Raw genomic sequence first — 13529 nt, forward strand, 5'->3', positions numbered from 1 at the left:
CGTCGACATCAAAGCCAGTAGCTATCATTCATGTCGGGGTTTGCTATCAAGTCAGACCTAACGATCCGAAAATTGAGGTTCTTTTCCTCCCATTCATCCACCCTCACGCGTGCCTGATTTAGCATCTCACACTGCTGATCAGACAGGTAGAAGCATAGCAACTTGACCACATCCCACGCGTTGCTTGTCTCGTGCACATCCAAGGGATCAGTGGAAGCGGCTGCAAGATAATCGTCAACTGCACTCGTCACCACAGCTTTATCAACCCGGGGATGTAGCTGCGGAAGAATATTGATGGTGCCATCCGCGCTATAGACAATCACAATTGTCGCAGGTGGGTTACTACCCAAATAGCGGACGGCATTATTGAATCGACTACCGCGAGCCGGATCGCCTTTCCCCTGAGCCTTACCATCCAGGATCACGCCGATAGCATGACAACGACCCTGCGGGTCTACGAGCACACCGCCGTCCATGTCCGTAAGTTGTGTAAGCAGACCCGCAGTGAGAAGGGTCGGTTCAATAGACCATGCTTGCGGTGACAGACGTTGCGCTTCCTCAATGGCGTCAGCTGAGATGATGAGCATCGCGCCGTGCCTGTGGTCGCCAGCAGCACGGGCCGCAGACAAGAGCGCACTAAATTCAGCATCTGGGAAGAAGCGCTCTACCAAGTCTTCAAAATAATCTTCATTGAGCATAGGAGTTGGCAAATGAGGTATACCATCCTGAACAGTCAGCAGTGCAATTCCAGCATGCGACAGTTCCCAAACGCCGCGTTGCGTAACACCAATAACGAGAACTGTTTCGCTAGCGACATCATACTCCGGCCGCATTACACCCAAGCCATAGACGAATTGCCCGTCAGACAGTAGGTCAGCTTCAGTTCCGCTCGCCTCAAGAAGCTTTCTAATCGCTGAAGTGTTTTTCATTTCTACTTGGTCGCGAAGTTTCACAAAAACCTCAACCGCCGGGTCTTCTGGCCGCGAAATTATAATCCTTCCAGAGCCGGAGCGCCCCTCGTACGGCAAGGCAGATAGCCGACTCATGAGAAGGTGATTGTCGCCACCAAACCAAAAGCCCGTGCAATAAAGGATTGATCGAACCATAGACTCAGTCGCGCTTCGTACTATCTCGTCGGTGCTTGCAGAGATTACACCCGACCCAGCGTCCGGAATATACAACGCACGCCTAGCATGTCTAATCACTTCATCGATGACAGCATGCACGAGGGAACGAAATACTGGAAAGTTTCCGATCTCTTCTGTTTCAATCTTAGGAACACACTCCAGGGCATCTTTGCGAACACCTAAGACTGTATGTACTTCGTAGTCACCTACACGCACGGACCCGCTTGCAAAGAAGCTCTGATTCCGGCCAACAGGATTGGCAGCCAGCGCCTCCTCAATCGCCTTGGCGCGCATTTGGTCTCGCAACTGTCGATGCTGCTGCTCATGGTGGTGAGCTACGGAATGAATCATGGTGCTTCGTGGATGCGCCGCATAGAGTTCAGAACCTCGCCTCACCACATCCTGCAAATCTAAAGGTGCGTAGGGGCCATTCTCGGGCTCGATGCATATTTCAAATTTGTGTTCGCCAGCGACCTGGAATCCAATGAGTATCACCTTAGGTTCGCCAAAAAACCCGATTGCTTCAAGCGCGAACTTAGCCGCGACCTCCACACCTATGCGAAAGTGAGGCTGATAACTCCACATAAATTGTTCAATTACATACTCGTCCACTCGTGTTCCTTCTACTTGTCCCCAACGAAAGGTGTCGCATGGTTGAACCCATCCGCAGCAAGCGCAGAGTCGGCGCTGCTGTACCGGGCCTGAGACCATTCAACAAAACGAAGCTCACCATCCGTCCGACGATCGGTGTAGTACGCCCCTTCAAGCCCTTCCTCGGGCTGCGAACCGATGTACACCTCAGCCGCCCCCTTATGCCGCTCGCTGCGATCACGCACACCAGGACGAGGGGTATTGACATACTGCCAACTGAGTCGCCACCGGCCATCGGGGTCGTGTATGAGCTTTGCATGCTCAGAAATCGACTTGGACTCCCCCGTGAAAAGTGTAACCGTCAACTTGGATGCCGATTGGGAAACATAAATAGCGGTGGGAATCGGCGGCACATTCGAGCCATCAGGACGTATATAGGAAGAAACTAGCTCACCACGCCATGTTCCAGTAATCAGCGGCACACCCGTGAAATATCGCACCAGCTTCCACTTCCAGATGAATCGTTCCCACAGAGCGAACACTAGAGCCGCAAGCGTTCCGGCAATAGAGTAGATACGGAGGGGTACTTGAGAGAACCCCTGGCCGGCGAGTAGCGCGAGAGCTAGTCCAACAAACGCCGCAATGCCTATGCCGACACGGACTTTGATATTTTCCATCAGTTACCAAGCCCCAGGTTATGCCACGCCTTCAGAGCTAGTTTGTTCGCTTTCTCAATGGACCACTTCTGCCCCGGGCCAAACAACGGCTTAATGCCGTTCGGCTCGTGCCAGTCCTTGGCAGAACCTCCAGCCTTCGTTTCATTCCAGATATAGGCAAGCGCCGCCGTGATGTCATCTGTCAGTGGTGTCCTTCCTTCATGGTTGAAGCGCCCATCTGGCGTGCAATACACCAGGCACTCCATGAAGTAACTCGGCAGTTCCTCAATCTGCCCCGAAGCTGCCAAGTCGTTCTCCACGCGCTTGAGGATGCGAACCATCTGCTTGTAGCGCGTCCCGGTGCGGTTATTCTTGGCGACACCGTTGGCATACTGCTGCTCGGGGTAATTAATGACCCACTCGCCATTCGTGCGCCATGTCTTCGTACCTTCGCGGTATGTTACTTTCCCGAGCAAGTCATAGTGGTAATGGCGGTAATGGAATGAAGGAACGACATCGGCCTTGACGCGACCACCGTTCTCCGAAATTTCAATAGCAGTGGAGCCTGACGTGTCGCAATCACTTCCATATGCATCGCGCATCGCCCTTTCGAGCTCACGACGGAAGCTTGGCCCGTCGAAATGCTTCATGGAAACCGAACCATGAATCTTGTCATGGTCATACAAGGCGCTATCGTCGTAGTAGTAGAACCCTTCGTGAACTACAGCGATATCAACATCGCTGTCGGCACGGACGTTAGTGTTGTTCTTGTACGACCCCTTCGGCAGCAACTTGATGCCGATGTCGTTAAAGCCGCTCCAGCTATTAACCGCATTGCGAACCATGCGCTCAGCTCGCTGCTGCTTGTCTTGCTCGGTGTCGCTGGAGGGCGCTCTGTAGCGAGCCAGCTTCTCTTCCAGTGCTGTCATAACTATTCCTCGTTCTTGCTTTGCTGTACGGCCGGAGCTACCTCGTACGCCTCGGCCCTGTGATCTTCGTACCCGGTACGTCGCCACGCTAGCCGGTGACACTGACAGTTCCTCACGCTCCGTCAGACTCGGGGCAGACAAAAGGAGTAGACCACTCTCTTTCTTGACCGACTGTGATCATTTCTGTCGACCGGAGACCGTCTGTATCTCCCGCTCCAACACCCACACGAAGGCCACGCCTCCCTTGGGAAACGTCCAGCCTGGATATGTCACCTGAACGCTTGGTGATGGGTCGGTTGCGGCCAGTTCAGCCACGCGCGACTGGCGAGGCACAGACAGGTAGTCCAGAACGTTCATATGCCGGATACCGCAATCGCCGTACCAAAGTTCAGCCGCGAAGTCCTTGGTCGGTTGAGCGAGATCGAGGTGCAGTACGTGTCCGTGTTGCTGGACCAAGGCGCGATAGGTGTACGTCAGCGACACCTGTTTGCCCCGTTCTGCCTTGGCCCCGAGGCTCACGCTGAAGAGCTGGCCCTCCTTCCGGCTACTCCGGCGGACCGGGCGCGACTTGCCATCCACGGTGACGGACACGAGCTCGAAGGCTTCAGGTGATCCGGCGTCAAGCCCGTTGATCGGTTGGAAGTACCAGGCTTCTGTGAACTCGGGGTCACTCGACAGCTCCCGGAAGGCGTCCAGGTCTGATACGCACGAGAAGCGCAGTGTGGGATTTAACGGCGTGAAGCGGTACTCCCACTGAAGGGTGGCTACGAACATTGAGCCCTTGCCCACGGCAGGCCCGTCCTTCCACGGTGCTAACGCCACCGACACATGGGCGTCGTACCACCGTTGTCGCGCCCCGATGACCTGCTGCCGAAGGTCGAGGTAAACGTCGGCGGCCAGCTCAGCGTCACCGAGCTGGATGGACAAGGTGTTCTCGACGATGCGATCGAGCGTCTTGGGCGAAGCAACGTTCGTCAGCGACTCGGGAGCGAAGGCGAAGCCGTCGACCACCGCATCCCGGATAGCCGGAGCCTCTTCCGAGAGCACCTTGCGGAGACGCTGGTTGGCTCGCACCTCGGCGTCGGCCTGGTCGATGTACTCGAAAAGGATGGCGATCAGGCCCGTGGTGAACAGGGCCGAGCCCACACCCAAGACGGGAAGGTCGTTGAACCAGCTCCAACCCACATGGCCGGCGGCCCAGTGTGCCAAGACCATGAGGGCAATACCGACAACCGTGACGACGGTTGCGAGGAGAGCGAGCTTGGTGCGATAGAGACGTTGTAACGGGCCCTGCATACAAGATCAATTGTAACGAATGTGCAGCCCAGAGTAATACTGAAGACGCGCAAAGCACCCCGGCAGGTGGACGCCCGGGGTGCTTTGGTAGCGCCAGCCGCTAGCGGACCGTGCCACCGCCACCACCGTTGTTGCGCAGCATGGCCACCACCTCCTCCATCTCCCCGGGCCCGTCCTACGCAACGCATCACAAGCCGCATAGTCGTGGGATGCAGACAGTTGGGATGCAAAGTCTCTGGATCTTGAGGCTTGGGACATATGAGCCAGGGCTTGCCATGGCAAAATAGCCCATCTCGGACGCAGCAGAGACGTTCGGTGCCCGGGTACGCGCCCGTAGGAACGAGCTCGGCAAGAGCCAGGAACGCCTTGCCGACGACAGTGGTATGCACTGGACGTTCATTGGGCAGGTCGAGCGCGGTCAGCGCAACGTGAGCCTGCACAACATCCTGAAGTTGGCCGAGGCGCTCGGCGTGGACGCGTCAGAACTGGTGCGGGGGCTGAAGGCGCCGGGCGAGGCCAGGATCAGCAAGGACTGAGGGCGGCATGAAGAACAGGGTTGACTGGACCGACGAGCGGCTCGGATCCAATGTCTACGAAGACATGGTCTCCGTCCTCATCAGTCGTCTCCATCCACAGGCACAACGTATTGATGGATCCGGTGGCGATGACGGCCGCGATGTTCAGCTTCCCCTGCCTACCGGCTTGGAAATCTTCGAGTTGAAGAGCTTTACCGGACGCCTGGACGAAAAGTCAGGCAGGAGGAGGCAAGTCAAGAACTCTCTTAACAATGCCGCCAAGCACAACCCAGTAGCCTGGAACCTGGTGGTTCCCATCAACCACACTGATGGCGAACTCAAGTGGTTCAACGATTTGATTGCTAAGTATCCCTTCCCCTGTGTCTGGCGTGGGAAGGATTGGCTCGACAACCAGATTGCTTCGCACCCGGAGCTCCCGCGTTACTACCTAGAAGGCAGCAACGACGAGATCGTTAGCATGATGCGGGAGATTAACCAAGAGCAAGCCGCCCTTACTCGTGGTGTTACTGATCTAGTAGATCGTGTGCGCACGCTCAAGGATCGCCTCAACTCGCTCGATCCGCACTATGAGTTCAGTTTCAGTATCCAGCCCGACGGCTCCGTCAACGTCACAACTCATCCCCGATACCCTGGCGCCGAGAAGGATCGCCCCATTCGGGTCGGTGGTATTTTTCGCTTCCCCGACACTGAAGACGGAAAGAAAGCTGCGCAGGCGCTACAGGATAGTTTTGACTATGGCACAGCCACTGTCGTTCCCAGTGAGTTCGTGAAGAATTTCTCCATCGATGCACCCGCTGATTTTGGCGGAAACTTCGATGGTGGTGAACTCCGTGTCGGCGGCGCCATTGACAACACTCCACTGGCAGACGCACGTTTCGCGCTCCGGATTCGGGATGCTCAAGGAGTTATCAAGGCTCACCTCCCGCTCGAAGCCAAAGAACGGACATCGGGTGGAAGAGGCATCGAGCTGAAGCTCGAAGACCTCGGTGGCGCGGCGAAGGTTGTAGCGCGGTTCGACGTGTCTATCCATCACGCCAGAATCAATTATTCGTTCCACATGCCCGAGCGCAGCTTGCCCTGCATCCTGTTGCCAGTCGTCCGCTTTCTAGCAGAGGCGAAAGAGGGCCGTGGCGCAACCTTGGTGCTTAATGGCAAGGAAATTGGTCCGCCAATGGATCTACCCGCCTCAACCCCAAACATTGAGGAGTCGGTCAAACTTCTTCGTGTCCTTGACGACATTCAGCGCATCAGCGGCGTGTACTTTCCGATTCCTCAGTCCCTGACCGATGAAGAATTCGAGTCAATCAAAGAAGTTCACCGGCACCTAACGAGCGAGACGACCATTGAGCAATGGGATTACGTGTCTTTCACGATCCCGCGGGCAAGTTTGGGAACCTCTGAGCTTCAGCAGCTCCAAAAGGGTGACACCGTCCAAAACCTCGTTCTAAAGAATGAACTAGTCCTTCACTTGGGCGAGGATTCCTACGACCTGGGATGCCTCAACAGGACGTACGCCTCGGCAAAACTGGATTCCCTGACCGACGTTGCCGGTGACTCCGATCCTGAAGATACGGTTGCTGTGAAAATCGTGCCCGGCGACGAAACGTCTGCATCGGTTTCTCTGATGTAGCCGCTTGCCACTCCCGAAGCCTTGGGTGCCCTCTGTCATCCGCCGAACCGACCGTCCTACCCTTGACTCCTATGCCCACCAGCGAGCGCGTCACAGTCCGCCCCCTCGACGGTCTCCACCTCGCCGGCATCTTGGTTGAGCCAGGACAGCCAAGCTCTCGGGCCATCGTGCTCGTTCACGGCGGCGGCGTCACTCGCGAAGAGGGCGGCTTCTTCACGCGTCTTGCGGACGGCCTGGCCGACGCGGGCGTTGCTTCCCTGCGCTTCGACCTTTGCGGCCACGGGCAGAGCTAGGGTCGTCAGGAAGACCTCTCGTTGTCCAGCATCCTCAACGACATCCGCGTTGCGCTGGCCTACCTCCGGGAAGCAACCGGTGCGCGCGAACTGTCCTTGCTCGGGACGAGCTTCACCGGCGGGGTGTGCGCCTACTATGCCGCCAAGCAGCCGCAGGAGATCACGCGGCTGGTGCTGTTCAACCCGCAGCTCAACTACAAGCGGCGCACCATCGACAACCGACCCTTCTGGGTAGACGACCACCTCACCGACCAAGCCGCCGCGCAGTCGACGACAAAGGGCTACGTGAGGTTCCCCTGCTGTCACGACTCCACGCTACGAGGAACCTCATTGAGTCACTCTGTGGCAGGCGAATCGGTGGCTGCCGGACGCGACCGGGGGATCAGCTTCGCTGCCTTCTCCGCGATCTCACGGTCCAGCTCAGGCAACAAGCTCGTGTACGTGTCAGACGTCAGCGTGATGGTGGAATGTCGCAGCGTCTCCTTCACCGTGTGGATGTCGCCGCCACCTCCGTGCGTGAGCGTCGCGGTGACGTGGCGTAGGTCCCGCAGGGTGATGGGCGGCAGGTCGGTCGTGGCGAGGATGCGGCGAAAGGTCTCGGAGACGGTCCCCGGGTGCAGCCAGGAGCCGTCCTCCTTGGTGAAGACCTTGCCCGTGTCCTGCCAGGCAGTGCCCCATTGCGCGCGCTCCTTCTCCTGGCGGGCTTTGTGGTCGCGCAGTTCGGAGATGGTCGTGCTGTCGAGCGCGATCGTGTTCGCGCTGCCGTCCGTCTTCGGCTCTGACTCGTAGATGTCCCAGCCGTCCACCACGATCTCCTTGGCGGGAGTGATGAGGCCGACGTCGAGGTCGATCTCGTGCCAGTCCTGGCCGACCGCCTCGCCGCGCCGGAGGCCACGGGTGCCCATGAGGTGGAGTATCGCGTAAAGCCGGTCGCCCTCGGCTGCGTCGAGGAAGGCGCCGAACTGCTGTGGCGTCCACACCATGACCGGGCCGGGGATCTGACCGGTCTCTCGCCACCGCCGGACGCGTTCATCGGTCCACAGGAGGGGCTTCGGGCGCCTGCCGGACTCCAACTCGACGTGGGACGCCGGGTTGAAGGTGATCAGCTGCTGGGCGATCGCGGAGTTCAGGGCCGCGCGCAGGGTACGGCGGATTGCCTGACGGGTGGCCGGGCCGGTGATCTTCCGGAACGGTTTCATCTCTGCCAGTTTGGCTCGTTCGGGGGCGAGCCGCTTCCGCTCCGCCCCGACAGGGCGACCGGGCGTGCTCGGCTTGCAGCGGGCGATCTGCTCGCGGCGGGCCTCGTTCTCGGCTGAGATCACCTCGTTGTCGTCGGCTATCGCGTCGAACATCTCCACCAGGTGGCCGACGTTGAGCCGGTCGAGGCGTACGTGGCCGATGCGCGGCTTCAAGTGGACGCGGATGTGGGAGGCGTAGGCGTTGAGCGTGGTCTTGCGGCGCTTCTTCGCGGCGAACCACTGGTCCAGCCACTCGCCGACGGTGAGGTTGCCACGGAGGGCCAGGCCCGCCCTCAGACGGCGCCGAGTCTCCTCGATGGCTGGGAGCGGGGCCTTCTCGACCGCGACCTTCTCCAGCATGTCGACGAGGCGCCGGAGGCTGTCGGGGTCGTCCTTCTCTGCCAGCGCCAGCAAGGAACGGACGTGGTCGAGGTCCGTCTGCGCGGCCTTGAGGGACTCGTAGCCGGCGCGGCTGAAGGAGCGGCGGGCGCCGTCTTCGGTCGGCGGGAGTTCCTGGCGTATCGAGTACGAGCCGTGCTTGCGGCTGGAGAGCTTGGGGCAGTTCTTGCCGAGCGGCTTGCCAGTCTCGGGGTCACGGCAGTAGCAGCGGCGGTGGGTGGAGCCCTTCAAAGGCGTTCCTCCGGGGTGGTGTTGGGGCTGGGTTCGGGTGGGTCGACGTCGCCCAGGGCGGGTGGCAGGCGGGGTGGGGTGGCGCCTTCGTCGCGGATGTCGCGGCGGAGGTAGCGGAGGTTGTACTTGGCGGAGACGGCCTCGTCGACGTACTTGGTCCGCCTGCGCTCGGCTTCTTCCTGCTGGGCGCGGTTGGTCGCCGTCTTGACTGCGAACCGCGCCCGTTCTTCCTCTTCGAGGGCGGCCAGTGCGGTGCGTACGAGGCTGGCATGCGCTTCGAAGTCGGGGACCAGCCCCGCGTCGTACAAGGGCATGTCCTCGTCGCCGGTGAAGCGCCGCAGGGCGTCCCAGGTGGGCACGAGGCCCTGGAAGGGAAGCTCCTGGGTCCTCTCGACGTAGCCGACCGGGAAGATCAGGCAGACCGGGTACGTCTCCAGGGCGGCGGCCAGGACCATGACGTCCACCAGGGGAAGGCTGGCCCGGCGGCCGGACTCCATGTTGGCGATGACGTTGCGAGGGATGGGATGCCCGAGTTGCTCGCACGCGTCGGCCAAGTCCTGTGCGCTCCATCCCATCTCCTTTCTTCTGCGCCGGACTTCGCCGGCGATGTTGGCCTTGATCCGGTCCGCCCACTCCGGGACATCGTCCTCATCAGCATCCACACTGCGTTGTGTCATGCAGACACATTAGCTTGGTCATCCTGGTAGGTAGACGCCTGGAGTCGAACGTGACGGTCACGTTCACCGAGGGCTGTACCGAAAGGGGCGCGCTGTATGCGCGAAGACGTGGCGGCCGGGCGGATGACGGGCTCGAAGGGGATGAGTCGGGAAGAGCTGCTTGCCCTCCCTGTGTCAGTTGACCTGGAAACAGGCAACCGTGCTCTGGGGCTCGGGCGGAGCAAGGGGTACGAGCTGGCTAAGCGGGGCGAGTACCCGTGCAAGGTGCTGAAGCTCGGCAACGCCTACCGGGTCGTGACCGCGGATCTGCACGATCTGCTGGGCCTGGCGGCGTGATGGGGCGGCAGAGTAGCAAACCATTCTGCGCTGAGCTGACACAGAAGCGCTGGACTGTTGCCGGGTGTGGACGTACCGTCCGTGTTCCCTCGCGATGGCCTGGTGCCCGCGAGAAGGGGGCGGGTCCCCGGCGATGCAACGCCGGAGACCCCAGCAACCCCGACCGGCTCTGGAAGAACCAACCCGGCGGCAAGGGCGCGCAAGCCCGCCACCGCCAGACGAGGAGCTGCCCCGTGGAACATGCGGGAGCCGAGCCCTATTCCGACTCCGACAAGCCCTCGTGGCCGCCCGTCTCCGTCCCCGGCCAACTCGGCCACCACGCCAGTGAAGGCCCGACGTCCGCCAACGACGTTGAGCCTGAGGCCACTTCGGCGGATCAGCCCGCCGAGGAGGCGGCGCCGGATCCGGAGCCGACCCCTGGCTCGGCGTTGCTGGACGAACTGCGTGCGCAGATAGCCAAGTTCGTGATCCTGCCCTCGCCGGAGGCGCTGGACGCGGTCACGCTGTGGGCGGCGGCGACACATCTGCAGCCCGCATGGCAGCACGCGCCCCGTCTGGCGGTGGTGGGGCCGGCGAAACGGTGCGGCAAGTCACGGCTGCTGGACGTGCTGACCGAGACGGTCCACGAGCCGATGCTCACCATCAACACCAGCCCGGCCGCGGTCTTCCGGTCGATCACCGAGGAGCCGCCCACGCTCCTGGTGGACGAGGCGGACACCATCTTCGGCACGCCGAAGCAGGCGGAGAAGAACGAGGAGATGCGCGGCCTGCTCAACGCCGGCCACCAGCGCAACCGGTACGTCACCCGTGTCGTCGGCAACGACCACACCCCGCACCGGTTCGCCACCTTCGCCATGGCCGCGATCGCGGGCATCGGTGACCTGCCCGACACGATCATGGACCGGTCGATCGTGGTCCGCATGCGCCGTCGCGCCCAGGGGGAGCACGTCAAGCCCTTCCGCTCCCGCCGCGATATCCCCGGGCTCCACGAACTGCGGGACCGCATCGCCGCATGGTCCCGACCGTTGCTGGACGAGGCGGCGGAGGTGGAACCGGTCCTGCCGGTGGAGGACCGGGCCGCCGACACCTGGGAACCCTTGGTCATCATCGCCGACCTCGCTGCCGGATCCTGGCCCCGTCGGGCCCGTACGGCGTGTGCGCGGATGGTGGCCGCGGAGGTCGAGGCGGAGGAGGAGCGGCCCGGCGGAGCCCGGATTCTCGCCGACATCCGCAGGGTCTTCGCCGCCCAGCGCGAGGTGGACAGCCTCTCCACGGACGAGCTGCTGTACCACCTGCGCCAGGATGTCGAGGCGCCGTGGGCGGAGTGGGGGCGCAACGGGCTGGATGCCCGCGAACTGGCGAGGATGCTGAGCCCGTACGTCATCAAGCCCGGCAACGTCCGCCTCGTCGACGGGACCCAGCGTAAGGGCTACATGCGCAACAAGTTCCTCGACGCGTGGCGGCGCTACTGCCCCGCCGTCCACCCGGTGGACGCCGAGCCCGTCGCCCCCGCCTCGGGCTGAGCCCCGCACCCCCGGGTGACCGTCCCTGCCGTCCCTGCCGTGATCTCGCAGGTAAAACGGCATGCAGACAAGACGGCAACCAGGGGCAAGACGGCAACGCGATCATGATGAGCGCGCTACCTGGCCGGGACCACGTCCCGATCCGTCTTGTGCCGTCCCGTGCGTCCCCGCCGTATCGCCGCAGGCCAAGGCGTCAGCCGCCGGGACGGCACCACACCACTACGCCGTCCCGGCCGAACAGGTCGGAGAACGCCTCCGGCATCGGCCGGGACGGCAGACCGAACCCCATGCCGTACCTGCCCTGACCTGCGCTTGCAACGGCCAAGACGGCAAAGACGGTCCACACCGCCAACGCCCAGGAGCACCCCGCTTGACCAAGCTCTCCACCTCCAGCCGCCAGGACAACCGCCTCGACGAGGGACGGCCGATGCTGACCAAGCAGGCTGCCGAGCAATTCACACTCATCGCAGCGGGCGTGGTCATCGTGGCCCTCACGGCCGGCGGGTTCTGGCTCTCGTACGCGCATCTCGCCGAGGTCGCCGGACAACATGGCCTCAAGAGCTCCCCGGCCCGCCAGTGGGCCTGGCCGGCGACCCTGGACGCGTTCATCGTCGCGGGCGAACTGCTCATGCTCCGCGCGGGCCTGCGCCGGGTGACCGACAAGGGGGCGATTGCTCTCACGGCCGCCGGATCGGTCGGCTCCATCGCGCTCAATGTGGCCGGTGTCAGCGGCACGGGTGGCACCGGCGCCGTGCCCCTGCTCGACTACGTGGTCGCCGCGGTTCCCCCGACCGCCGCGCTGCTGGCCTTCGGTGTCCTGATGCGGCAGATCCACCAGCTCGTCGATCAACCCGGGGGCCATCAGAACACCACTTCCGTACAGCCCGCCGACATGGTGGCGACCACCTCCGCCGGGCCGCCGGAACCACCAGTCCGGGTTTCGGAGAGCAAGCCGCGCGGTGGCCGTCCTGCGAGCGCCACGGTTGAGGAACTTGTGGAGATCGGCCGGATCGCCATCGCTGAGCACGGCACGCTCAGCCGGTCCCTTCTCCGGAAGGCCGTCAAGGACAGGGAATTGACGATCGGCAGTGAGCGGCAGACCGAGGTGATGGAGATCCTCCGGCCCGAAATCGAAGCTGCTGGATCAGGTCCGGACAGCAACTGACCGGAATCCCTACGGGGTGGCCGGAACCGCTTCCGGTCACCCCTGCCCGTCGGCCACCGCCCCACCCGCCCTCCGTTTATCCACGCCTGTGGATGGGGCTCCGATCGCCAACACCTTGCCGACTCCTCCCCGGCGTCCAACCTGCCCTTGCGACCACTTCCGGAGAACCGCTCGTGACGCACCACCCGGACCACCCCGACCGCACTCCTGACGATCCCCTGCCTCAGGTGAAGTCCCCTACGCTGCTGGGGCGTTTGCGGCAGGCGTTCGGACGGGCTGCCCCTGGCGGAGCCAGTAGTACCCCGAGTCCGACTCATGGCCGGACTTCGGGGGTCTCCGCCCCGGGGGTGGCGGAGACGGACCGGCGCCAGAGGGCGCCGGACCAGGGAGTCGGGGCCGAGGGCGGCTCCGACCTGGACACGCTTCACTCCGTCCAGCAAGCCGTCCTGCGCCCCGTAGACAGCCCAGCCGTCGCCGCCGGCGAGCCTGCTGTGAAGAGCGTGCAGCCCACGATCCGCCGCTTCACCGGCACCAAGCGAGTCGTACGAGTTGGCCCTCTACGCTTCACCGGCGACGAGCACACCCAGCTCCAGGAGGCAGCCACCGAGCACGGGTACAAGGGCGACTCCGGCTTCGCCGCCGACATCGTCCTCGCCTTCGTCACCGGCCGGTTCACCGCCAACCTGCCCCTGTCCGAGGACCGTCGCCGCACCCACATGTTCCGCGCCCAGGTCCTGCGCCAGCTCAACCGGATCGGCGTCAACGTCAACCAGATCGCCCGAGCCCTCAACAGCGACCACACCCCACCCGACATACGCCAACGCCTAGACGAACTCCACCACCTGCTGGAGCTGATCGCCGAAGCCCTGCGCGAGCCTGCCGACCCGCGGGAGGTCTGACCA

12 protein-coding genes and 1 pseudogene are annotated in these 13529 nt (G+C 62.3%); 7 read left to right on the top strand and 6 right to left on the bottom strand.

What is annotated here, in order from left to right:
• Positions 1–8: 8 nt before the first annotated feature.
• The 4 genes from OG241_RS30070 to OG241_RS30085 form a co-directional block, all read right to left on the bottom strand.
• A complete protein-coding gene (locus OG241_RS30070) occupies positions 9–1739 on the bottom strand; it encodes a hypothetical protein (protein WP_405819582.1) in 1731 nt (576 codons plus the stop codon).
• Positions 1740–1750: 11 nt separating this feature from the next.
• Entirely contained in the window at positions 1751–2395 is a 645-nt protein-coding gene (locus OG241_RS30075) for a hypothetical protein (protein WP_405819584.1), read from the bottom strand.
• Positions 2395–3303, bottom strand: coding sequence for a hypothetical protein (locus tag OG241_RS30080; protein WP_405819586.1), 909 nt, complete (start codon positions 3301–3303; stop codon positions 2395–2397). The genes OG241_RS30075 and OG241_RS30080 overlap by 1 nt, the downstream gene beginning before the upstream one ends.
• 177 nt (positions 3304–3480) lie before the next feature.
• Positions 3481–4599, bottom strand: coding sequence for a hypothetical protein (locus OG241_RS30085; protein ID WP_405819588.1), 1119 nt, complete (start codon positions 4597–4599; stop codon positions 3481–3483).
• 290 nt (positions 4600–4889) lie between these two features.
• Here OG241_RS30085 and OG241_RS30090 point away from each other — a divergent pair, with 290 nt between their 5' ends.
• The 3 genes and pseudogenes from OG241_RS30090 to OG241_RS30100 all read left to right on the top strand — a co-directional run.
• The gene (locus OG241_RS30090) at positions 4890–5135 is read left to right on the top strand and encodes a helix-turn-helix domain-containing protein (RefSeq protein WP_405826491.1); all 246 of its coding nucleotides are present in this window, start codon (positions 4890–4892) and stop codon (positions 5133–5135) included.
• Between the two features lie 7 nt (positions 5136–5142).
• A complete protein-coding gene (locus OG241_RS30095) occupies positions 5143–6765 on the top strand; it encodes a hypothetical protein (protein ID WP_405819590.1) in 1623 nt (540 codons plus the stop codon).
• Positions 6766–7154: 389 nt separating this feature from the next.
• Positions 7155–7229 (top strand): annotated as a pseudogene (locus tag OG241_RS30100) (alpha/beta hydrolase); the annotation flags it as partial.
• A gap of 164 nt (positions 7230–7393) precedes the next feature.
• Here the strand turns inward: OG241_RS30100 and xerC are convergent.
• Together xerC and OG241_RS30110 are read right to left on the bottom strand one after the other, a co-directional pair.
• Complete coding sequence (xerC, locus tag OG241_RS30105; RefSeq protein ID WP_405819592.1) at positions 7394–8926, bottom strand: tyrosine recombinase XerC; 1533 nt, start codon at positions 8924–8926, stop codon at positions 7394–7396.
• The gene (locus OG241_RS30110) at positions 8923–9603 is read right to left on the bottom strand and encodes a helix-turn-helix domain-containing protein (RefSeq protein WP_405819594.1); all 681 of its coding nucleotides are present in this window, start codon (positions 9601–9603) and stop codon (positions 8923–8925) included. The genes xerC and OG241_RS30110 overlap by 4 nt, the downstream gene beginning before the upstream one ends.
• 96 nt (positions 9604–9699) lie before the next feature.
• Between OG241_RS30110 and OG241_RS30115 the strand changes: the two genes are divergently transcribed.
• The 4 genes from OG241_RS30115 (at position 9700) to OG241_RS30130 (ending at position 13526) form a co-directional block, all read left to right on the top strand.
• Positions 9700–9939: a hypothetical protein gene (locus OG241_RS30115; RefSeq protein ID WP_405819596.1), complete on the top strand. Its 240-nt coding sequence runs from the start codon at positions 9700–9702 to the stop codon at positions 9937–9939.
• A gap of 233 nt (positions 9940–10172) precedes the next feature.
• Complete coding sequence (locus OG241_RS30120) at positions 10173–11462, top strand: DUF3631 domain-containing protein (RefSeq protein WP_405819598.1); 1290 nt, start codon at positions 10173–10175, stop codon at positions 11460–11462.
• 370 nt (positions 11463–11832) lie between these two features.
• Positions 11833–12627, top strand: coding sequence for a DUF2637 domain-containing protein (locus OG241_RS30125; RefSeq protein ID WP_405819600.1), 795 nt, complete (start codon positions 11833–11835; stop codon positions 12625–12627).
• 347 nt (positions 12628–12974) lie between these two features.
• A complete protein-coding gene (locus OG241_RS30130) occupies positions 12975–13526 on the top strand; it encodes a MobC family plasmid mobilization relaxosome protein (protein ID WP_405819602.1) in 552 nt (183 codons plus the stop codon).
• Positions 13527–13529 lie beyond the last annotated feature (3 nt).

It is taken from the genome of Streptomyces sp. NBC_01390 (assembly GCF_045040105.1).
In the GTDB taxonomy this organism is placed as follows: Bacteria; Actinomycetota; Actinomycetes; order Streptomycetales; family Streptomycetaceae; genus Streptomyces.

Coding starts and splice junctions, on each gene's coding strand:
- OG241_RS30075 (WP_405819584.1), bottom strand. CDS start 2,395: ATGGAAAATATCAAAGTCCGTGTCGGCATAGGCATTGCGGCGTTTGTT.
- OG241_RS30080 (WP_405819586.1), bottom strand. CDS start 3,303: ATGACAGCACTGGAAGAGAAGCTGGCTCGCTACAGAGCGCCCTCCAGC.
- OG241_RS30085 (WP_405819588.1), bottom strand. CDS start 4,599: ATGCAGGGCCCGTTACAACGTCTCTATCGCACCAAGCTCGCTCTCCTC.
- OG241_RS30095 (WP_405819590.1), top strand. CDS start 5,143: ATGAAGAACAGGGTTGACTGGACCGACGAGCGGCTCGGATCCAATGTC.
- OG241_RS30110 (WP_405819594.1), bottom strand. CDS start 9,603: ATGACACAACGCAGTGTGGATGCTGATGAGGACGATGTCCCGGAGTGG.
- OG241_RS30115 (WP_405819596.1), top strand. CDS start 9,700: ATGCGCGAAGACGTGGCGGCCGGGCGGATGACGGGCTCGAAGGGGATG.